The organism is Tateyamaria omphalii, assembly GCF_014651375.1.
Classification (GTDB): domain Bacteria; phylum Pseudomonadota; class Alphaproteobacteria; order Rhodobacterales; family Rhodobacteraceae; genus Tateyamaria; species Tateyamaria omphalii.
Map to the genome: position 1 here is coordinate 53,386 of NZ_BMWT01000003.1, position 20,565 is coordinate 73,950.

The following is a 20,565-nucleotide window of genomic DNA, read 5'->3' on the forward strand; positions in this document are numbered from 1 at the left end:
CATAGAGGGTCATGGCCCTTTGGATTCCCATTTCAGTCGCTGCGGCGATGTTTCAGACGCTGCGGTTTATGCTGCAGCGGCAACTCTCCCTTGGCACTCTGAGCGCGTCGGGTGCGACGCTTGCACGTTTTCTGTATTCCGCGCCGCTGATTGCTGTTCTGATCGTGCTCTATATGCGCAGCACTGGCACCGTCTGGCCCGCGTTTGGACCGCAGTTCTGGATGTTCGCAGCCGTCGGAGGGCTGGCGCAAATCCTTGCGACGGTGGCCACGGTCAGCCTGTTCAAAGCGCGCAATTTCGCGGTCGGTATCACCTTCAAGAAGACCGAGGTTATCCAGGCCGTCCTTGTGGGGTGGATCGTATTGGGCGATGCGGTCAGCTGGCTGGGCTTTGCCGCCATCGGTCTGGGTCTTGTGGGCGTGCTGCTGCTGTCCGCCCCACCCGAACCCGTACGGTGGGACTGGCGCGACATGGCAAACCGGGCCACCGGGCTAGGATTGGCGGCCGGATTGCTGTTTGCCGTGTCCGGCGTCTCCTACCGGGGCGCTTCGCTCAGCCTTGGGCTGGATGATCCAATTGCGCGGGCCGGGCTGACGCTGGCCGCGGTGACCGCGATGCAGACCGTTGCCATGGTCCTTTGGCTGCGGTGGCGTGATCCGGGCCAGGTCAGGGCGGTGTGGTCCGCGCGCAAGGTCGCGGTCTGGGTCGGTTTGATGTCGATGGCCGGATCGTTCTGCTGGTTCTTTGCCTTCACGCTGCAAAGCGCGGCCTACGTCAAGGCGGTTGGGCAGATCGAACTGGTGATGAGCGCACTGGTCAGCGTTCTGCTGTTCCGCGAGGCCATCACCTCGCGGGAATGGATTGGCATGGCCGTCCTACTGGGCTCCATCCTATTGCTGGTGCTTGCGATCTAGTCCGTCATTGGATGGCCGCGCAGGCGGACGAACAGGCTCTCTTCATCATTGTTCTTGAAGTATGGCACGCTTGGCGGCGGGGCGGGGTCGGTCACGCGCGCCGCGATTTCGGCCAAGACCACTTCGGTGATGAAGGGCATGTCAAAGCCACGCACATCGTCGAGCGCGATCCATTGCAGATGTGACAGTTCATCCGAGGCACGGCTGAAATCGTCGAGGTCGGAGGCAATGTCCTGCGCGTCGATTAGGAAGAACCGGGCATCAAAGCGACGAGGGCGGCCGGGTGGTGTCAGTGCGCGAAAGACGAATTGCAGTGGGGCGGCGTGCGGGCGGTAGCCTGCAGATGCAAATTGTGTCCAATCGGGCGGGGCATCCGGCCAGTTGCCGGGTTGCCCGAGGATTTGCCCGGTTTCTTCAAACAGTTCGCGTATCGCCGCAGCGGCGAGGGCTGGCCCGAGATGGGGTTCCCCATCTTCTGCGAGCCGTGTGTCGTTGGGTGACAAGAGCGTCGATGCGAGCGGGATGGCGTGATCACCCGCATCGACCGCGCCGCCCGGAAAGACGAATTTGTTTGGCATGAAGGCGGCATTGGCGCCACGCTGCCCCATGAGGATACGTGGCTTGGTCATCCGGTCTCGAAGCACGATGACTGTGGATGCGTTGCGAATTTGGGTCTTGTCGATCGTGGTCATGTCACCCCTTTGGCCGATATCGGCGCCGGGGTGCAGGCGCTACCCGGCGCGGCCGAAGCCGCCCATCGACCGCGCCCACTGGAACCCGACGATGGCCCCCTTGAGCCTTGGAAGAAGGTAGAGGGACAAGCCCACGCAGCCAACTGCAAAAATCGTGAACAGCACCAGCGGCTCGGGTCGCCAATGGACAAACACCACGTGCAGGAGCGGCGCCATCAGGTGCCCGACCAGCAGGATCGTCAGATATGCAGGGCCATCGTCAGCCCGTGCATGGGTGTAGTCGAGCTTGCATACAGGGCACGTGTCAGCCAGCTTCAAATAGCCCTTGAGCAGCCGTCCATTGCCACAGCGCGGGCATTTGCGTTGCCACCCACGCATTAGCGCCGGACGCATTGGCCGCTCGAGTTCAGTTGGGATCGTTGTTTGCTCGGTTTGCATACATCTGCCTTTCTAGGACTGCGCCCAACATGTGAGCGACTGCCATAAAACGGAATGCCGCAATCTGTCCTTGCGTCCCGATGTCGCGTTCCATGCCATGCGCGACTCGACCAGGAAATTTTTTTCGACGGAATGTACGCACCCAGCCGTTTGAGGTTGCATAGGGCGGCGGGATCAACCGGCCGGACCTGAGGCAAAAACGGAGTATACACTATGCAACGCAGCACATTTATTGCGGCTATCGCCGCGGCAGCGGTTGGCCTTACCACCTTGTCAGCGATGGCACGTGATCGTGGGCCTGACTTTTCAGCGCTGGATGCGGACGGGAGCGGCGAAGTGACTTTGGAAGAGATGCAGGCAATTGGCCAGGCGCGCTTTGCCGAGGCTGATACGGACGGCGACGGCTTCTTGTCCGTCTCCGAGTTGGAAGCAAGCGCCAGTGAGCGCGCAAAATCTCGGGCAGAGCGTATCATGTCCCGCATGGACGCCAACGAGGACGGCAAGCTGTCACCCGAGGAAATGCAGAACAAGCGCCGCGATCCGGCCCGGATGTTTGATCGCCTTGATGCCGACAACAGCGGTGGGATTTCGCAGGAAGAGTTCGAGCAGGCCCGCGCTGAGATGCGCAAGCGTGGCCACAAGCCGCGCAACAATAACTAAGGGCGCAGGCCCCGCCCCTTGTTCGAGGGGGCGGGGCCGGGCAGGTTGCCGGAGTTATGACGATGCCGCTTGACGCACGCCCGGACGAGGATGACGCTGCACTGCTTGCCCGCTATGCGCGCGGTGATGCAGGCGCGGCCCGTGCCTTGACTGTTCGGTTGGCGCCGCGTGCGCATGCGCAGGCATTTCGCATGCTGGGCGACAGGTCAGAGGCAGAGGACGTGGTGCAGGACGCCATGTTGCGGTTGTGGCGCATTGCGCCGGAGTGGCGCTTTGGCGAAGCGCAGGTGTCGACGTGGCTGTACCGGGTCGTGTCGAACCTGTGTACGGATCGCTTGCGGAAACGTCGCCGGAGTGGCGTTGCACTGGACGATGTGGCCGAGCCGGAAGATCCGGCACCGGGAGCGGAAGCCAGATTGCAGGACCATGCGCGTCACGCCGCGCTGCGCGCTGCAATTGCCGCGCTGCCAGAACGCCAGCGCCTGGCCCTGACACTGCGCCATTTCGATGGGGCGTCAAACCCCGAGATTGCGGAGCAGTTGGGCATCAGCGTAGAGGCAGTGGAAAGCCTGACCGCACGGGCAAAACGCGCCCTTGCAGCGGCCTTGAAGGGGCGGGTGGCCGCCCTTGGATATGAAGGATGATGGATATGACAGTCGCGCCAGAAAAGCCTGATCCCGACGGGATTGACCAGATGCTGGACGAGCTGGCGGCCTTGCCGGTGCCGGATCCCTCGGGTGATCTGGTGGCCCGGGTGCTGGTTGACGCCGAGGCGCATTTGCCCGCACCCGGTGGTCGCGTGGTGGCTGCTCCCTGGTGGCAGCAGATTGTGCGCGGCATTGGGGGATGGGGGGCAGTCAGCGGATTGGTGGCTGCAACCGCAACCGGCTTTGTCATTGGCGTTGGCGCGGTTGGCGACACAGGTGTCGATTCATTTTGGACCCTTGGCTATGATGCGGCCTATGACGACACCAACCTCGGCCTTGATGCATTTGGTTGGGCATTGGAGGAGGGCTGAGCATGGCAGAGACACAAATCGAACGTCGCTGCCCAGTCTGGGTGAAAATCCTGTTGGGCCTGTCCCTTGCGATCAACCTGGGTATCGCCGGCCTTGTCGGAGGGGTGGTCCTAAGCGGCGGGCCGTTGGGCGGCAAAGGGCCGGGCATGGGGTATGCGATGCCGTATGTGCTTGCACTTCCAAAAGAAGATCGGCGTGCCGTGTTTGGCGCCGTACGTGACAACAAGGACCTGCCCGGTCGCGGAGCGCGACGTGCAGCTTTCAGTGAGATGGTGGCATTGCTAAGGGCAGACACGTTTGACCGGGCCGCCGTTGCAGCTGTTCTGGAACAACAGGCGCGTGGTGTTGAGCAGGTTCAGAAAGTTGCCCAAGGCGAATGGCTGAACCGGGTCGCTGTCATGTCCGCAGAAGAACGTCTCGCTTATGCGGATCGCGTCGAGGAACGGGCAAAAAAAGGTGGGCACCGCAAGCCGCGCAAGGGCGATTGAAGACGGTCTGATCAGTCTTGCATCGAAGCGAAAGCAAGGGGCGTAGTTCAGTTCACCAATGGCACGATAGGCACCATCGCTTCGCCATATTGAAAGAGGCCCTGCAGCGCGTCCATCCAACTGCTAACATGCAGGGATGTGTAGGTCGGACGGAGATAGACCGGAATGGACGAGGATGGCTACTTCGGCGACGCCGTTGCCAAAAGCTATGATGACGATCACGGCGGTGGCGATCCCGCGCTGATTGAACGGACGGTTAAGTGTCTCAAAGGGCTAACGGGCACGGGCAGCGTGCTTGAATTTGCCGTTGGAACAGGGCGTATCGCTTTGCCCTTGCGCGCGTCAGGCGTGGACGTGAAGGGCATCGAATTGTCCAAGGCGATGGTGGCCGAGCTCCGCAAAAAGGAAACCGGCCCGCCGATGGATGTCACGATTGGGGATATGACGTCTGCCCAAGTGCCAGGGCAATTTTCGCTCGTGTTCCTCGTGTTCAACACAATCGACAACCTTGTCACGCAAGAGGCGCAGATCGCCTGTTTCAAAAATGCGGCACGACATTTGGACAAAGGCGGGCGGTTCCTGATTGAAACCCGTGTGCCACCTCTGCAGCGCATTCCGTTTGGTGAGACCAAGATGGCCTTTGCCTGCAGCAGTGATCATTTCGGAGTGGACGACTACGATCTGGTCACGCAGCGTTACTCATCCAATCATGTCTGGATGAAAGGCGATCAGCATCAGCACTTGTCGATACCGTTTCGCTATGTTTGGCCGTCCGAGTTGGACCTGATGGCGCAACTGGCTGGGTTGGAGCTGGAGTATCGCTGGGCCGATTGGGAGCGGTCGCCCTTCACGCATCTCAGCGAAAGCCACATTTCGGTTTGGAGAAAATCCGAGGGGTGATTGCCAAATCCGGATAGGCCGCGTGAGTGCGTAACCTATCCGCCGATCCGGATCATCACCCAGGTCAGAAGCCCAAGCACAAGCAAGGCAATCATGGCGATCCTGCCCGACATGGCGGCATCGGATGGCTTTTTCTTCACCGTTTCGGGCGGGGCCGAGTAGGGTTTCGCACTGTCCGCCTCGACCGTTTCGGCCGCGCGCCAATCGGTCCGTATCTCGCCATAAGTGCCAATCAGCGTCAGCGTGGTTGCAGGATTCAACGCCGTTTCTCGATCCCCGAAGGCAAGTGAAAAGACAATCATCACCCAGCCGCCCAGCTTTGCCAGCTTGGCTTTGTCCGGCGACAGCTGCTCTGGTGGCACCGCGTTGCCCTCGACCAGATAACCAACAAGACCAATCCCTTCGAGGTCGGAGACACGGAACACCTCGACCTGCTCGGCGTCAACCGATGCCCCAAGTGCGGCATCAATCGCCTCTGGGTCGTCCTTGAGTGCCTGCGCCTCTTTGTCCGTCATGGACAGCGCAAAGACGCGGATCACGCCGCGTTCATTGGGTGGGACCCGCATGTCTGCGCTCATGCGGCACCCTGAATGGTGCGCAGGTTGCGGGCCAGAAGGTCCATGGCGGCCATGCGTACGGCAACGCCCATTTCCACCTGATCCTGAATGACTGACCGGTTGATGTCGTCGGCCAATGTCCCGTCAATCTCGACCCCGCGGTTCATCGGGCCGGGGTGCATGACGATGGCATCGGGCTTGGCATGTTTCAGCTTTTCTGCATCAAGGCCGAAGCGGTGATAGTATTCCCGCTCGGACGGGATGAACCCGCCGTCCATGCGCTCGCGCTGCAGGCGCAGCATCATGACCACGTCCACATCTTCCAGACCTTTGGCCATGTCGTCGTAGACCTCGACCCCAAACTCGGCGATGCCTGCTGGCATCAGCGTGGGCGGACCGATCAGGCGAATGCGGTTTTCCATCTTGCCCAGCAGGATGATGTTCGACCGCGCGACGCGGCTGTGGGCAATGTCGCCGCAGATCGCGATGTTCAGCCGGTGCAGCCGTCCCTTGGCCCGGCGGATTGTCAGCGCGTCGAGCAGCGCTTGGGTCGGGTGTTCGTGCCGCCCGTCGCCTGCGTTCAGAACGGCGCAATTCACTTTTTGCGCCAGCAGGTCCACCGCGCCCGAATGCGGGTGCCGCACCACCAGCAGGTCGGGGTGCATGGCGTTCAGCGTCATCGCGGTGTCGATCAATGTCTCGCCCTTCGAGATGGACGAGGCTTGCATCGCCATGTTCATCACATCCGCGCCCAGCCGTTTGCCCGCCAGCTCGAAACTGGCCTGCGTGCGGGTGGAGTTTTCAAAGAACATGTTGATTTGCGTCAGGCCGGCCAGCGCATCGCTGTGCTTTTGGGTCGCGCGGTTGAGGTCTACATATTCTTCGGCAAGATCGAGAAGGGTGACGATTTCCTCGGGGCGCAGGTGTTCGATCCCCAGAAGGTGGCGGTGGGTGAAGGTCATGGCGATCCCTTGGCGTGTCTCCGCGCTTATATGCGCCCGCTATGCGGCGCGGCAAGCGCTTGGGTGGGCATATTTGTTGAACACGGAATAGGCATTCCGGTTCGTGTGCGGCGCGCGTAGGATCGCGCCATGGAATCGGCGGAATACCATAGCGCCCTTGCGGCCCTCGCCTGGCAGATTGAGCTGGGCGCAGACGAGTGCATCGCGGATGCGCCGGTCAACCGCTATGAGGTGCCTGCAACCGTGCCGAAGGTTGCGAAGGCGGCAAAGGCGGCGCAAACCCCCGCTGCACCTATCCAGCAAAATACGGTTGATCCGGTTGTGGTCGCGCAGCAGGTGTCATCGGCGGCCCAGGACTTGGATGCCCTGCGCTCGGGCCTTGCTGCGTATGATCATTGCGAGTTGAAACGCGGTGCGCGGAACCTCGTCTTCTCCGATGGTGTGCCCGGTGCCCGCGTGATGATCGTGGGTGAGGCGCCGGGGCGGGACGAGGACATGCAGGGCAAACCCTTTGTGGGTCGGGCCGGTCAGTTGCTCGACAAAATGCTCGCCGCAATCAATCTGAGCCGGGACGAGAGTGTCTACATCACCAACGTTCTGCCGTGGCGTCCACCGCAAAACCGTGACCCGAAGCCCGAAGAAGTGGCGATGATGCAACCCTTTTTGCATCGGCATATTGAGTTGGCGAATCCCGATGTGCTGGTGGTTGTGGGCAACCATTCCTGTCAGGCGCTTCTGGGCAAGCGCGGCATCACCCGCCTGCGCGGCAATTGGACCGAGGCGCGTGGTAAGCCCGCGCTGCCCATGTTCCATCCGGCCTACCTGTTGCGCAACCCGGCGGCCAAGCGCGAGGCTTGGGCTGATCTGCTCAGCCTGCAGGCTCATTTGCGCGATGGTTGATCCGGTTCTCCTACTGGCCTTTGTCCCGGCAGGTCTGGCGCTGAACCTGACGCCCGGGGCCGACATGATGTTCTGCCTGGGGCAGGGCGTGCGCGCGGGTCCCCGCGCCGCGTTGGCCGCAAGTGCAGGGATTTCGGCAGGCTCATTCGTGCACACCACGCTTGCCGGTCTGGGGCTCGGGGCACTTGTGGCCGCCATGCCGCTGGCGTTCGAGGTGATCCGCTGGGTCGGTGTGGGGTATCTTCTGTGGCTGGCTTTGCAAACCCTGCGCCGCAGCGCCTCGCCCAGTGCCACACCCGTGGTGCCGCGCCGCGCCTTCCGTGCGGGACTTTTGGTCAACCTCACCAACCCCAAGGTGATCCTGTTCGTGCTGGCTTTCGTGCCGCAATTTGTCAGCCCCGACGCCGGACCCGTCCTGCCGCAATTCCTGATCTTTGGCGCTTTGCTGGCCCTGGGCGGTTTTGTCATCAACGGTGCCGTGGGCGTCTTTGCGGGTGGCGCGGGCCAACGTCTGGCGCGCGGCAGCCGCGTGCTCGACTACATCTCGGCCAGCGTCTTTGCCGCGCTCGCCGCCCGCCTTGCAATTTTGGAGCGTGCATGAGCCGTATCGACGAAAACCTTGATTTCATTGAGATCCGCATTGCGGTGCTTACGGTCAGCGACACCCGAGGCCTGGATCAGGACCGTTCGGGCGACGTACTGGTGAGCCGCATCGCGGATGCAGGCCACACGCTGGCCGACCGGAAAATCCTGCCAGATGAGCGCACCCAGATTGCGGACCAGCTGCGCGCGTGGTGCGATGATCCTAACATCGACGTCGTGATTTCGACCGGCGGTACGGGACTGACGGGCCGCGACGTGACGGTCGAGGCGCATCGCGATGTGTATGAAAAGGAAATTGATGCCTTCGGCACCGTCTTTACCATCGTGTCGATGCAAAAGATTGGGACATCCGCTGTCCAAAGCCGCGCTACGGGTGGCGTTTGCAACGGAACCTACCTGTTCGCGCTGCCCGGAAGCCCCGGCGCGTGCAAGGATGCTTGGGACGAAATCCTGGGCCGCCAGCTTGATTATCGGCACCGCCCTTGCAACTTCGTGGAAATTTTACCGCGCCTCGACGAACATCAGCGACGGAAATAACTATCTCACACGTAACAGCTTTGTTGCTTGGACATTTTCCGGGGCCAACTAAATTGTGCTAAGGTCCCAGAGGGGGCGGTTAACGGCGTGAAAGAATGAGATTTTTAAGGCAAAGCCTGATTGGATTGGTGCTTGCTGCACTCACTCTGGGGTTGCTCGCCTATGCGGGCTCCATTGTGAGTGGCGCTGTGCAGGAACGTCTGGCGCGCGATGCCAGAACGCCACCGGCGCGTGAACGGGTTTTTGCAGTGGGCGTAATCCGCGCCGAGGCGACCACGGAAACGCCGGTGCTTGAGGCGTTCGGAGAGGTGCAAAGCCGCCGCACACTTGAGCTGCGGGCAGCGGCTTCGGGTCGTGTGATCGAATTGGCAGACGGCTTCGAAGACGGTGGAGAGGTCGAACAAGACCAGATCCTCGTGCTTATCGACCCTGCAAATGCCGAAGCCGAATTGGCCCGTGCCGATGCGGACCTGATGGATGCCGAGGCTGCACTGCGCGACGCCGACCGTGCCCTTGTGCTGGCCCGGGATGAAGAACGGGCTGCTCAAGATCAGGCCGATCTTCGGGAACGGGCCTTCCAGCGACAGGTTGACCTGGCCGAGCGGGGTGTTGGAACGGCCGCCGCCGTTGAAGAGGCTGAATTGGCCGCATCATCCGCCCGGCAGGCGGTGCTGGCCCGCAGGCAGGTTGTCACCTCAACCGAAGCACGGATTGACCAAGGCCGCACACGGCTGGCCCGTGCACGTATCGCCCTGGACGAAGCACAACGCACAGTGGACGATACGACCGTCACAGCCCCATTTGATGGAACGCTGAACGAAACCGATCTTGTTGCGGGTCGTCTTGTCTCAAGCAACGAAAAACTGGCGGTGCTCATTGATCCAAATGCACTTGAGGTGGCGTTTCGTGTCTCAACCGCGCAATACATCCGTCTTCTCGGGGATACTGGCAGCGTGATGCCAGCACCCGTGACGGCGACATTGAATGTTGTCGGTATTGACCTGACGGCTACCGGGACCATCAGCCGCGCCAGTGCAGGCGGCGGCGACATGCAAACCGGTCGGTTGGTCTTTGCCCGCCTTGACAGCGCGGTTGGCTTCAAAACCGGTGACTTTGTGACCGTGGTGGTGTCTGAACCGCCGCTGGATGAGGTGGTGCGCCTGCCGGCCTCCGCGATTGATGCGGCAAAAACCGTTTTGGTACTGGGCGAGGACAGCCGACTGGAATCTGTTGAGGTGCAGTTGTTGCGCCGTCAGGGCGATGATGTGCTGGTACGCAGCGCGGATATTGTGGGCCGTGATGTGGTCGAAGCCCGCTCGCCACTGCTTGGTGCCGGCATTTCCGTGCGGCCCCTGCGTGGTGATCAGGCCGAGGCGCAGTTAGAGCCCGAGATGCTGGAGCTGACCGACGAACGCCGCGCCCGCCTTGTTGCTTTTGTAGAGGCGAACGACCGTATGCCCGCAGCGGCCAAGGAACGCGCATTGGCCAGCCTGAACGAAGCGCTTGTGCCTGCCCAGATGGTAGCACGGCTTGAAAGCCGGATGGGCGGGTAGATGGTGCGCGACATCCCAAAAGCAGCAGGAGGGATCCTCAGCTACTTTGTTCGCCACCGCACCGTTGCCAATCTGCTGCTGCTTGTGATGCTGGTGGCGGGCATCGCCTCTATGCCCAACATGCGGGCGCAGTTCTTTCCTGATGTGATCATCGACAACGTCACGGTCAGCGTGACTTGGGAAGGCGCAGGGGCCGAAGATGTCGATGCAGGTATCGTTCAGGTTCTCGAACCCGTCCTGCTGGCGGTCGAAGGTGTTGAAAGCACCGAATCCCAATCGCGGGAAGGTTCAGCCACGGTCACGCTTGAGTTTGAACCGAACTGGGATATGGGCCGCGCAGCAGACGATGTACAAACGGCAGTCGATGGCGTGACTACTCTGCCAGAAGACGCAGATGAACCGACGGTGCGCCGTGGTGCGTGGCGGGACCGTGTGACCGATGTGGTGATCACCGGACCGGTAAGTCCGCAGCAATTGGGTCTCTTTGCCGATGAGTTCATCGTACGTCTCTTTGCCGAAGGCATCACGCGGACGAACATTCGCGGTGTTGCTGCGCCGCAGGTGCTGGTCGAGGTCCCGTCACTTTCGCTGATCGCGAACGAAGTCACGATGGCCGAGATCGCCCAAGCGATCAATGCCGAGGTCGACACCGACCCTGCGGGAGACGTTTCGGGCGCCAACGCCCGCGTGCGCACGGGCACACAAAAGCGGACACCGGAAGAAATTGCAGGCATCGTTCTACGGTCCAACGCCGACGGGTCCAAGCTGCGTGTGCGGGACGTGGCAACCGTCTCGCAACTGGGGGCAGCGCGCAACCGCAGCTACTTTGTCGGCACCAACCCCGCCGTGTCGATCCGTGTGGACCGGACCAACAATGGCGATGCCATTTCCATGCAGGCGCAGGTGGAAAAGGTGGCGGCTGAGTTGCAGTCCACGCTGCCGCCGTCGGTGACCGTTGACCTGATCCGCACCCGGGCCGAGGCCATTTCGGCCCGCCTCAACATCCTCGTGGACAATGCGATTGTCGGCCTGGGGCTGGTGATTTGCCTGCTGTTCCTGTTCCTGAATGCACGCACGGCGTTTTGGGTGGCGGCAGGTATTCCGGCAGCCCTGTTTGCGGCTATTGCCTTGATGTTCCTTGGGGGGCTGACACTCAACATGGTGTCGCTCTTTGGGTTGATCATCACGCTTGGCATTGTCGTCGACGACGCCATTGTGGTGGGCGAACACGCCGACCACCGTCACCGAAGCTTGGGAGAGCAGCCGCTGGAGGCGGCAGAAAACGCTGCTCGCCGCATGGCGATGCCGGTCTTTGCCGCGACGCTCACAACGGTGATCGCCTTTTTTGGATTGGTTGCTGTGGGCGGGCGTTTTGGTGATCTGATCCGCGACATTCCCCTGACTGTGATTGCTGTATTGCTGGCCTCGCTGGTCGAGTGTTTCCTGATCCTGCCGCATCACATGGGGCACGCATTGGCCGTATCGGACAAACCGCGCTTCAGCAGGGTCAAGCTGGCCGTGGCGGTGTTGAGCGTTGCAGTCCTGTCAGCGGTGATCTCGGGTGCGTTGGGCTATGTGATCTGGTCCGGCAGCATCGCAACGGCGTGGGATGCCTCGCCCTACATGTTGGCCGGTCCGACGGTGCTGGCCGCTGTCTTCCTGTTGTCCCCACGCCGTACCAAGGTGGATTGGGTTGCCGGCATGGGGGCGAAGGGGCTCGACACACCGTCGGTGATCGTCAACCACGGGTTTGAGTGGATGCGCGAAAAGCTGTTCCGCCCCATGATGGCCGGTGTGATTGCCGCCCGCTACGTCGTGCTGGCGGGTGTTTGCGTGGTGCTGGCCAGCCAGGTGGCGCTGTTCATCCAGGGCGATGTGCAATGGCGGTTCTTCAACGCGCCCGAACGCGGGTCCGTTACGGGCAACTTTGCGATGCTCGAAAGTGCGACCCGCGACGACACCCTTGCCATGATGCAGGAAATGCAGCGCGCAACCGAGGCACTGGGCGCCGAATATGAAGACCGCTATGGCCGCAATCCCATTGACTATGTCATTGCCGAGATCGGCGGGAACGCAGGCCGAGGACTGTCTGGCACGGAATCCAAGGACACCGATTTGCTGGGCGGCATCTCGATCGAACTGATCGATGCCGACCTGCGCCCCTATACCTCTTTCGCATTCGTGGCCGATTTGCAGGATGCCGTTGTGCATCACCCCTTGGCCGAAACCGTCAGTTTCCGCGGCTGGAGATCGGGACCAGGCGGCGACGCGCTGGATGTGCAGTTCTTTGGCAACGACACCGACACGCTCAAGGCGGCGTCCGAAGACCTGAAACGCGCATTGTTGCAGTATCCCGAGGTCAGCGCGGTCGAAGACAATCTTGCCTATGACAAGGAAGAGTTGATCCTCGACCTCACCGCGCAAGGGCAGGCGCTGGGCTTTACCATCGACATGCTGGGCAGCGCCCTGCGCGACCGGCTGAACGGGATCGAGGCCGCAACCTTCCCGGACGGGCCCCGCAGCGCCGAGATCCGGGTCGAGCTGCCAGAGAACGAGCTGACCGCCGATTTCCTTGACCGCACGCAGATGCGCACGCCGGATGGCGGCTATGTCCCGCTGGCCGACATTGTCAGTGTCGAACGGCGCACCGGATTCTCGACGGTCCGGCGCGAGAACGGCATCCGCCTCATCTCGGTCACGGGCGACATCTCGGAAGACGACCCCGCGCGCGCATCCGAGATCGACCGCGCTCTCGAGGAAGAGATTCTGCCCAACATCGCCGCCGAACGTCAGGTGGATTTCCGCAAGGCCGGGCTCAGCGAACAGGAAGACGAGTTTCTCAGTGACAGCCTGACGGGTCTGATCCTGTGCCTGACCGGCATCTACCTTGTCCTGGCGTGGGTCTTTGCAAGCTGGACACGGCCAATTGTTGTGATGGCAATCATTCCCTTCGGCCTTGTCGGCACGATCTATGGCCACAGCGTGTGGGACATACCGCTCAGCATGTTCACTGTTGTGGGACTGCTGGGCATGACGGGCATCATCATCAATGACAGCATCGTGCTCGTTACAACCATAGATGACTACGCCAAGGATCGGGGCCTGTTCCCGTCGATCATCGACGGGGCGGCAGACCGGTTGCGCCCGGTCATGCTGACAACGCTGACAACAGTGCTGGGGATGACGCCGCTGCTTTATGAGACATCGCAACAGGCGCAATTTCTGAAACCGACAGTGGTCACGCTGGTCTACGGGCTTGGCTTCGGCATGGTTCTTGTGCTGCTGGTCGTGCCAGCGCTGGTCGCGGTGCAACACGACGTGGGACGACAGGTTCAGGCGATGCGGCGTGGGCTGGGATCACCAAACGCGTCTGTGCGCCGGGGCTTTGTGACGCTTTGGGTGGCTGTCTTGGGGTGGTTCGGGGCCACGATGGGATATGCACTTGCCACGGATACAGTACCACGTTTTCTGATAGATATGCTGCCACTATTGGCGGATGGTGAAGCAGTGCCGATGGCCTTTGGTATGTTTGCCGCCGGGGTCATCGTGCTGGGTCTTGTGGCCTACGTGCTGGCGGCTCTGACTTTCCAGATCGCGCGGCGCCGCGCGGCTTAGCCAGCCGTGCAACCCTGCACATCGACGGCATAGTTTCCGCCCAGAATGGTGATGCGCACGTTTGAGCGGTCGATGGCAAATGCACCACCCTCTGCATGCACCATCTCGCTCACGGCAACGATAGTGTTGCCGCTGCGCGTGGTGGCTGGCTCGCTCACCCATACGCCTGGAATGCCGGGCTCAATCACTGCAACCTCGGTTCCACCAGTGTGCGGCAGATCAATACGCGCCTCGATCTGCATGCCATGCTCGGTCGGGCGCAGGCGGCAGGTGGCAGATTGCACCTCGGCCTCGTCCGCAGAATAGGGCATATCGGCCAATGCGGCCACGATGGCAGGGGTCGGGCTCAGGTCCGGGCTGTCCAGCAAGGCATCAATCGACACCTCGTGGGGAATGCAGACATCGGAACAAACGCCCATGGAGAGTTTCGTGCGCAAGCGTATGGGCTTGCCCGGCTTTGCGGGGGTGATGTGTATGGGGATCACCACCTGCTCGGTATAGCCGATGGACCGCATCCCGTTCTGAACATGCACATCCGGGGTGGGCCAGTTCAGACCAACGGCGCTGATGTTGCGGGCACGCGACCAGTCGAAATGCGGCGGAATACCCGCATCGCCCGGTGCGCGCCAGTATGTTTTCCAACCCGGTGCCAGAACCAGACGTACAGCCGCCAAGCGGCGGCCATCGGGCAAATCCCAGCCCTGCAAAACTTCGGTTTGAACGATATCGTCATACCGACCCTGGGCCAACGTTGGCACAGCGGTCACGGCAGCCAGAAAGGCGGCAAGGGGCAGGGCGCTCTGTTTCATGGTTTCTAGATGCAACGCACGGCGATCAAAGCCAAGTCACGTCCCGGTCAACTTCCTGTAACGATCTGGTGCGCGGTGGCTTGCCTGCTGCACGTCTTTCGGTTGCTCACCGCGCAGACCGGCGGCATTCTGCCACCAGAAACAACGGAACAGGCAATGACGGGCGCCTCTCAACTTGATCTGACAGGGCAACTTCTGGTCGCTATGCCGGGCATGGGTGACCCACGCTTTGACCGCTCGGTCGTGTTTGTCTGTGCGCATTCCGATGAGGGTGCGATGGGGCTGATTGTCAACAAGCCTGCAACCGACATGTCGTTGGGCGAACTACTGGACCAGATCGAGATTGCTTGCACGTCGAATGAAAGGCACAAACCGGTGCATTTCGGAGGGCCTGTTGAAACCTCTCGCGGATTTGTTCTGCATGGTCCCGACTACACATCGCGCCTTCAAACACTCAAGGTTGGCACAGCATTTGGCATGACGGCGACACAAGATGTGCTTGAGGATATTGCCATCGGTGACGGGCCGGAACGGGCGCTGGTCATGCTTGGTTATGCCGGGTGGGGGCCAGGTCAGCTCGAGGGCGAGATTGCGCAGAATGGTTGGTTGACGGTTCCGGCTACTCCGCAACTTGTTTTTGGCACCGGTAATACATCGAAATGGATGAAGGCGTTAAATGCGCTGGGCATCGACCCGTTGGGTTTGTCAGGCGAGGCCGGCCGCGCCTAGGGCCTTGGGGCTGCGGCGCGCCGCAAGCGGTCATTGATGGCGCGCCCCAGACCACATTCCGGAATAGGGGCCACCGCGATGGGTTTTCCCAGTGCGTCCAACGCATGCAGGTGGTCAAACAGGTTTGCAGCCGCTTCGATCAGATCACCCGACAGGGACAGGTTCAGGTCCGACGCCATCGGCCCAAAACCCAACAGTACTTCGCTGGGATGTGCGGTATTGGCATTCAAACGGACAGCCGCTCCGGGGGCGTAATGGGATGCCAACTGGCCCGGCGCCGTGATGGCATCCCCTGCTTGAGAAAGGGGCCCGACAACGCGCTCGATGTCTTCCTGCGCCAGCCCACCGGGGCGCAACAGGGCGAGCGGATCGCCACCAACGATGGCCGATTCAAGGCCCACCGTGCAGGCGCCTGCATCAACAATGGCATCGATGCGACCGCCCAGACCTTCCATGACGTGCACGGCTGTTGTCGGGCTGATGCGCCCCGATGGGTTTGCGGATGGGGCTGCGACGGGCCCGTCAAAGACGCGTAGAACGTCCTGTGCCGCCGGATGGGCCGGCACCCGCAGCGCGAGGGTGTCCAGCCCCGCCGTGACCAGCGGTGACAGTCCATGCCCCTGCACAAGTGGCGCAACCAGTGTCAGCGGCCCGGGCCAGAAGCTTTGGGCAAGATCGGCGAGGGAACCGGTGATGTCTGCATATCGGAGTGCTATATCCAAGTCAGGCACATGCACGATCAGAGGATTAAAGCGCGGGCGTCCTTTTGCCTCGAAGATGCGCGCCACCGCCTGGCTGTTTCGGGCATCCGCGCCCAGACCATAGACCGTTTCGGTTGGAAATGACACCAACCCGCCCGTCGCCAGCACCCGCGCAGCCTCGGCGATCCCGCCCGCATCCGCGGGCAACAGGATTGTCTCGGTATTAGTCATTCGGCCTTGTCCGCATTGTCGTGACGCCGCGTTTGAGTTGCGGTACGCCCATCAGAAACGCATCTATGATTACAAACATGCCCCTTTAAGCGCCGTTGTTGCGCTTGCCAAGACTTTGATACCGGAGCTGACCCATGCCATATCGCGCCCCCGTGGACGACTATACCTTCCTTTTCGATCATGTCGTTGGACTGGATCAGGTCGCTGCCACCGACCGTTTTGCCGATGCGACGTCCGATGTCACAACCGCGATCCTGACCGAAGCGGGCAAGCTCTGCGAAGACGTGATCGCGCCCCTGCAACGTGCCGGTGACCTGCACCCTGCAACACTGGAAAACGGTGTCGTCAGAACCTCGCCCGGCTATGCCGATGGATACAAGGCCATCGCCGAAGGTGGCTGGGTCGGCATCGCTGCGGATCCTGAATATGGCGGCATGGGGCTGCCGATGACAGTGACCACCGCCGTGAACGAGATGATGTCGGCCGCCTGCCTGTCGCTGCAACTCGCTCCTCTGATGACACAGGGCCAGATCGAAGCGTTGGAACACCACGCTTCGGATGAGATCAAGGCGCTGTACCTGCCCAAGCTGATCTCGGGCGAGTGGACAGGCACCATGAACCTGACTGAGCCGCAGGCCGGATCGGATGTTGGCGCATTGTCGTCCAAGGCCGAAGACAATGGCGATGGCACCTACTCAATCTCGGGTCAGAAAATCTACATCTCCTGGGGTGACAATGACTTCACCGAGAATGTCTGCCATCTGGTGCTGGCCCGACTGCCGGGAGCGCCTGCAGGGACTAAGGGGATTTCGCTCTTCCTCGTACCGCGCAATATTCCGGACGAAAACGGCAATCCCGGTGTCGCCAACACGCTCAAGGTGGTCAGCCTCGAACACAAGATGGGCCTGCACGGCTCGCCCACCTGCGTGATGCAATACGATGGTGCCAAGGGCTGGATGGTCGGCCCCGAAGGCGGCGGCATGGCGGCGATGTTCACCATGATGAACAACGCACGGCTTGGCGTTGGCGGGCAGGGCGTTGGCGTGGCCGAAGGGGCGTACCAACATGCTCTGGGCTATGCGCTGGACCGTAAACAGGGTCGTACCGAAGGCGACACCGGCACCATCATTGACCACGCGGATGTGCGCCGCATGCTGATGACCATGCGGGCGGAGACGTACGCGGCGCGCGGTATTGCGCTGCTGTGCGCCAAGGCCATCGACATGACCACGGCCACCGATGACGAAACCTGGAAATCCCGTGCAGCCCTGCTAACGCCCATCGCCAAGGCCTTTGGCACTGACATCGGCAACGAGGTGGCGGGAATGGGTATTCAGGTCCACGGCGGCATGGGCTTTGTCGAGGAAACGGGCGCTGCTCAATACGCCCGCGATGTGCGTGTAACCACGATCTACGAGGGCACCAACGGTATTCAGGCCATGGACCTCGTGGCCCGGAAGATGATGGACGGAGGTGAGGCCGCGGCCCGCATCTTCGACGAAATCGAAGCGGCTGCGGAAGCGGCCCGCGATACGTTCCCCAGAATGGCAGATGCCGTCTGGCAAGCCAGCGAAACCCTGCGCGAAACTACCGAATGGATGATTGCGCAGAACCACCGCGTCCGTTTTGCCGGGGCTGTACCCTACCTGCGGGCCTTTGCCCGCGTGCTGGGTGGACACATCCATCTGCAATCCGCCCTCAACGATCAGGGTGGTGCGCATGAAAAAGTGGCCCGCTTCTACATCCAGCGGTTGCTGCCCGAACATGACAGCCTGCTTGCACAGGCACAGGCGGGCGACTACGACGTCTATGCATTGACACCAGAAGAGTTCGCCGCCTGATGAAAGACCTTCCGCCCACTGGACTGAGATACCCGTGGGCCGAACCGCCAGAGCACGGAACAGCCATCGAAGTGGCCCCAGGTGTGCTTTGGATGCGGTTGCCTTTGCCGATGAAGCTGGATCACGTGAACGTCTACGCGCTGGACGATGGCGACACCTGGACGGTGATCGACACGGGCTTTGCGTCGAAAAAGACCAAGGGCATCTGGCAAGCGCTCATGGACGGCCCGTTGGGCGGCAAGCCCATTGCGCGCGTGATCGTCACCCACCATCACCCCGACCACGTTGGGTTGGCGGGATGGCTGCAATCCGATTTCGGGGCGGAACTCATCACGACACGCACTGCGTGGTTGTTTGCACGTATGCTGACCCTGGATGTGCAGGAAAAACCCACGCAAGAATCGCTCGACTTCTACCGCAGTGCGGGCATGGACAAGGCGATCTTTGATCAACGCGCCAGCGAACGCCCCTTCAATTTCGGGGACATCGTGGCGCCCATGCCGCTGGGCTATACGCGGATCAAGCAGGGCGACACGATCACAATGGGGGGCCGCACATGGGACATCCACATTGGCAATGGGCACGCCCCCGAACATGCTACGTTCTGGAGCAGGGACGACAACCTTGTGCTGTCCGGCGACCAGATCCTGCCGTCGATCAGCCCTAATATCGGTGTCTACGCCACCGAACCCATGGCAGACCCGATTGGTGACTGGCTTGAGGCGTGCGAACGGCTCAAACTGCTGGCGCGCGACGATCATTTGGTTCTGGGTGGGCATAAATTACCCTTTACAGGGCTGCCCACGCGGATGCGGCAGCTGATCGACAATCATCACGGTGCGCTTGCCCGGCTGATCGACTATATCGACTCGCCCAAGGCGGCTTCGGAATGCTTTGCGCCGTTGTTCAAGCGCAAGATCGGCGAGGGTGAATATGGCCTCGCGCTGGTTGAAGCTGTCGCGCATCTGTCGCACCTTTACCAGGAGGGGCGGGCAAGCCGCACCCGACGGGAGGATGGCGCGTGGGTGTACCAGCGCGCCGAGTGACAGGAGCAGGTCATGACTGAAGAGATCAAAACGGCAGCCGAGGCAGTGGAGGCCGAAGCATTGCCGCGCGCGCACGAAGTGCACTGCGACCCCGATGCACGCAATGCAGCAGACCAGCCGGTGCCCAAGGGCGTCAGCAAAACACCGACCGAGCAGAAAAGCCCGGCTCAATGGGCCTATGAACGCATCATCATGTATCTCAAGAATTTCGAGGAAAGCCTCGATAACGAACACGAGGTGGCCATGGGCTTTACCGGTGGCGATGCCGGTGTGCTGCGAATCGAGGGGATGGGATATTTCCCGCCTGATGTTGTCACATTCTACGGGTCGGACCCGACCGGGTCGAAAACGCAGCTGATCCAGCATGTCAGCCAATTGAATGTCATGTTGCGGGCGCTGCCGAAGGCCGTGGAACAGGCGGAACCGAACCGGATCGGTTTTCGGTTGGCTCAGGACCTCGAAGAGGAATAGAACCGTGCCGCAAAGACGCAGTGACACGACACAGCGGATGCGCTAAAGCGCAGCGCAGCTATTTGGACAAGGGAACCGGATATGGCAGAGCATAAAGCGGGCGAGATGGACATTGAGGTCCAGGAGAAAACCTTTGAAGGGTTCATGTCGTGGGTCACATGGTCGGTGATCGTGATCCTCGTCCTGCTGATCGGTATGGCGATCTTCATTTCATAAAGCCTTTTGCAGTTTGACGATGGATTGGGGAGGACGGGTATGCGCTTGATTGCAGCCCTCGCGGTATGTGGCATGCTTGCCGGATGTGCGCCGCCTCCCACTGTGTCTTACGCGTCAAATGAACGTGTGGCCTCCGTCGCCTATCGCGAACCGGGACCGGCCACCATCACGGTGCTGACCATGGTCAGCAATCGCGACGGGTCGGGTGGCCATTCGGCCCTGATGATCAACGGCAGCCAGCGCGTGATCTTTGACCCTGCGGGATCCTTCGTGAATGAACGTGTTCCGGAACAGGAGGACGTGCTTTATGGCGTGTCGCCTGCCGTTCTGGCAGGATACAAGAGTGCACACGCGCGCAGCACCTACCACGTTGTCAGTCAAACCGTGGAAGTGACACCTGAACAGGCTGAGATTGCATTGCGGCTGGCCCAGCAGAACGGGGCGGTGGCCCGCGCTTTTTGCACTAATGCCAACACGACCCTTCTGCGCCAGGTGCCGGGCTTTGAAGACATTCGTACAACCTTCTTTCCGACCAACCTGATGGAACAGATGGCGGCGCGCGTCGGCGTGATGGAAGAGAAATACTACGAAGACGATGAAGGTACGATTGTCGACGGCATCGAAAACCTTGTTATTGCCGAGTGACGGGGTCGGACGCTCTTTGACTATGTCAAAGTCGCCCCG

At 61.3% G+C, this 20,565-nt stretch carries 23 protein-coding genes; 17 read left to right on the forward strand and 6 right to left on the reverse strand.

The window, feature by feature from the left end; translation table 11 throughout:
* Positions 1–11: 11 nt before the first annotated feature.
* Complete coding sequence (locus IE087_RS10840; RefSeq protein ID WP_189369370.1) at positions 12–914, forward strand: EamA family transporter; 903 nt, start codon at positions 12–14, stop codon at positions 912–914.
* Here IE087_RS10840 and IE087_RS10845 read toward each other — a convergent pair.
* Positions 911–1,606 (reverse strand): NUDIX hydrolase, encoded by a 696-nt coding sequence (locus IE087_RS10845; RefSeq protein ID WP_189369371.1) that lies wholly within the window; start codon positions 1,604–1,606, stop codon positions 911–913. The genes IE087_RS10840 and IE087_RS10845 overlap by 4 nt on opposite strands.
* A 39-nt stretch (positions 1,607–1,645) precedes the next feature.
* Positions 1,646–2,044 (reverse strand): DUF983 domain-containing protein, encoded by a 399-nt coding sequence (locus tag IE087_RS10850; RefSeq protein WP_189369372.1) that lies wholly within the window; start codon positions 2,042–2,044, stop codon positions 1,646–1,648.
* 213 nt (positions 2,045–2,257) lie between these two features.
* Between IE087_RS10850 and IE087_RS10855 the strand changes: the two genes are divergently transcribed.
* The 5 genes from IE087_RS10855 (at position 2,258) to IE087_RS10875 (ending at position 5,110) form a co-directional block, all read left to right on the forward strand.
* Positions 2,258–2,704 carry an EF-hand domain-containing protein gene (locus IE087_RS10855; protein WP_189369373.1) on the forward strand — a complete coding sequence of 149 codons (447 nt, stop codon included), beginning with the start codon at positions 2,258–2,260 and terminating at the stop codon, positions 2,702–2,704.
* A 56-nt stretch (positions 2,705–2,760) separates the two neighbouring features.
* Positions 2,761–3,348, forward strand: a complete 588-nt coding sequence (locus IE087_RS10860) for an RNA polymerase sigma factor (protein ID WP_189369374.1) — start codon at positions 2,761–2,763, stop codon at positions 3,346–3,348.
* Positions 3,345–3,722 (forward strand): hypothetical protein, encoded by a 378-nt coding sequence (locus tag IE087_RS10865; protein WP_189369375.1) that lies wholly within the window; start codon positions 3,345–3,347, stop codon positions 3,720–3,722. The genes IE087_RS10860 and IE087_RS10865 overlap by 4 nt, the downstream gene beginning before the upstream one ends.
* Before the next feature lie 2 nt (positions 3,723–3,724).
* Positions 3,725–4,210, forward strand: a complete 486-nt coding sequence (locus IE087_RS10870) for a periplasmic heavy metal sensor (protein WP_189369376.1) — start codon at positions 3,725–3,727, stop codon at positions 4,208–4,210.
* A 165-nt stretch (positions 4,211–4,375) separates the two neighbouring features.
* Positions 4,376–5,110: a class I SAM-dependent DNA methyltransferase gene (locus IE087_RS10875; protein ID WP_189369377.1), complete on the forward strand. Its 735-nt coding sequence runs from the start codon at positions 4,376–4,378 to the stop codon at positions 5,108–5,110.
* Positions 5,111–5,145: 35 nt separating this feature from the next.
* Here the strand turns inward: IE087_RS10875 and IE087_RS10880 are convergent, their stop codons facing one another.
* Together IE087_RS10880 and IE087_RS10885 are read right to left on the reverse strand one after the other, a co-directional pair.
* A complete protein-coding gene (locus IE087_RS10880; protein ID WP_229801352.1) occupies positions 5,146–5,688 on the reverse strand; it encodes a hypothetical protein in 543 nt (180 codons plus the stop codon).
* The gene (locus tag IE087_RS10885; RefSeq protein ID WP_189369378.1) at positions 5,685–6,629 is read right to left on the reverse strand and encodes an aspartate carbamoyltransferase catalytic subunit; all 945 of its coding nucleotides are present in this window, start codon (positions 6,627–6,629) and stop codon (positions 5,685–5,687) included. The genes IE087_RS10880 and IE087_RS10885 overlap by 4 nt, the downstream gene beginning before the upstream one ends.
* 129 nt (positions 6,630–6,758) lie before the next feature.
* Here IE087_RS10885 and IE087_RS10890 point away from each other — a divergent pair, with 129 nt between their 5' ends.
* The 5 genes from IE087_RS10890 (at position 6,759) to IE087_RS10910 (ending at position 13,837) form a co-directional block, all read left to right on the forward strand.
* Positions 6,759–7,529: a uracil-DNA glycosylase gene (locus IE087_RS10890; protein ID WP_189369379.1), complete on the forward strand. Its 771-nt coding sequence runs from the start codon at positions 6,759–6,761 to the stop codon at positions 7,527–7,529.
* On the forward strand, positions 7,522–8,130 hold the full coding sequence (locus tag IE087_RS10895) for a LysE family translocator (RefSeq protein ID WP_189369380.1): 609 nt from the start codon (positions 7,522–7,524) through the stop codon (positions 8,128–8,130). The genes IE087_RS10890 and IE087_RS10895 overlap by 8 nt, the downstream gene beginning before the upstream one ends.
* Positions 8,127–8,669 carry a molybdenum cofactor biosynthesis protein B gene (gene moaB / locus IE087_RS10900; RefSeq protein WP_189369381.1) on the forward strand — a complete coding sequence of 181 codons (543 nt, stop codon included), beginning with the start codon at positions 8,127–8,129 and terminating at the stop codon, positions 8,667–8,669. Before IE087_RS10895 ends, moaB begins: the two co-directional genes overlap by 4 nt.
* Before the next feature lie 95 nt (positions 8,670–8,764).
* Entirely contained in the window at positions 8,765–10,222 is a 1,458-nt protein-coding gene (locus IE087_RS10905; RefSeq protein WP_189369382.1) for an efflux RND transporter periplasmic adaptor subunit, read from the forward strand.
* Positions 10,223–13,837 (forward strand): efflux RND transporter permease subunit, encoded by a 3,615-nt coding sequence (locus IE087_RS10910; RefSeq protein ID WP_189369383.1) that lies wholly within the window; start codon positions 10,223–10,225, stop codon positions 13,835–13,837.
* Here the strand turns inward: IE087_RS10910 and IE087_RS10915 are convergent.
* On the reverse strand, positions 13,834–14,646 hold the full coding sequence (locus IE087_RS10915) for a protein-disulfide reductase DsbD domain-containing protein (RefSeq protein ID WP_189369384.1): 813 nt from the start codon (positions 14,644–14,646) through the stop codon (positions 13,834–13,836). The two genes, IE087_RS10910 and IE087_RS10915, sit on opposite strands and share 4 nt — an antisense overlap.
* Positions 14,647–14,802: 156 nt before the next feature.
* On the opposite strand from IE087_RS10915, the gene IE087_RS10920 reads away from it, so the two are divergent.
* Complete coding sequence (locus tag IE087_RS10920; protein ID WP_189369964.1) at positions 14,803–15,375, forward strand: YqgE/AlgH family protein; 573 nt, start codon at positions 14,803–14,805, stop codon at positions 15,373–15,375.
* Here IE087_RS10920 and IE087_RS10925 read toward each other — a convergent pair.
* Complete coding sequence (locus IE087_RS10925) at positions 15,372–16,307, reverse strand: L-threonylcarbamoyladenylate synthase (RefSeq protein WP_189369385.1); 936 nt, start codon at positions 16,305–16,307, stop codon at positions 15,372–15,374. The two genes, IE087_RS10920 and IE087_RS10925, sit on opposite strands and share 4 nt — an antisense overlap.
* A gap of 134 nt (positions 16,308–16,441) precedes the next feature.
* Here IE087_RS10925 and IE087_RS10930 point away from each other — a divergent pair, with 134 nt between their 5' ends.
* The 5 genes from IE087_RS10930 to IE087_RS10950 all read left to right on the forward strand — a co-directional run bounded on the left by IE087_RS10930 (position 16,442) and on the right by IE087_RS10950 (position 20,526).
* On the forward strand, positions 16,442–18,148 hold the full coding sequence (locus tag IE087_RS10930; protein WP_189369386.1) for an acyl-CoA dehydrogenase: 1,707 nt from the start codon (positions 16,442–16,444) through the stop codon (positions 18,146–18,148).
* Positions 18,148–19,194 carry an MBL fold metallo-hydrolase gene (locus IE087_RS10935; protein ID WP_189369387.1) on the forward strand — a complete coding sequence of 349 codons (1,047 nt, stop codon included), beginning with the start codon at positions 18,148–18,150 and terminating at the stop codon, positions 19,192–19,194. Before IE087_RS10930 ends, IE087_RS10935 begins: the two co-directional genes overlap by 1 nt.
* A gap of 12 nt (positions 19,195–19,206) precedes the next feature.
* Positions 19,207–19,665, forward strand: a complete 459-nt coding sequence (locus IE087_RS10940) for a DUF6173 family protein (RefSeq protein ID WP_189369388.1) — start codon at positions 19,207–19,209, stop codon at positions 19,663–19,665.
* 81 nt (positions 19,666–19,746) lie between these two features.
* Complete coding sequence (locus tag IE087_RS10945) at positions 19,747–19,881, forward strand: aa3-type cytochrome c oxidase subunit IV (protein ID WP_189369389.1); 135 nt, start codon at positions 19,747–19,749, stop codon at positions 19,879–19,881.
* A 39-nt stretch (positions 19,882–19,920) separates the two neighbouring features.
* Complete coding sequence (locus IE087_RS10950) at positions 19,921–20,526, forward strand: hypothetical protein (RefSeq protein ID WP_189369390.1); 606 nt, start codon at positions 19,921–19,923, stop codon at positions 20,524–20,526.
* The last annotated feature ends 39 nt before the right edge of the window (positions 20,527–20,565 follow it).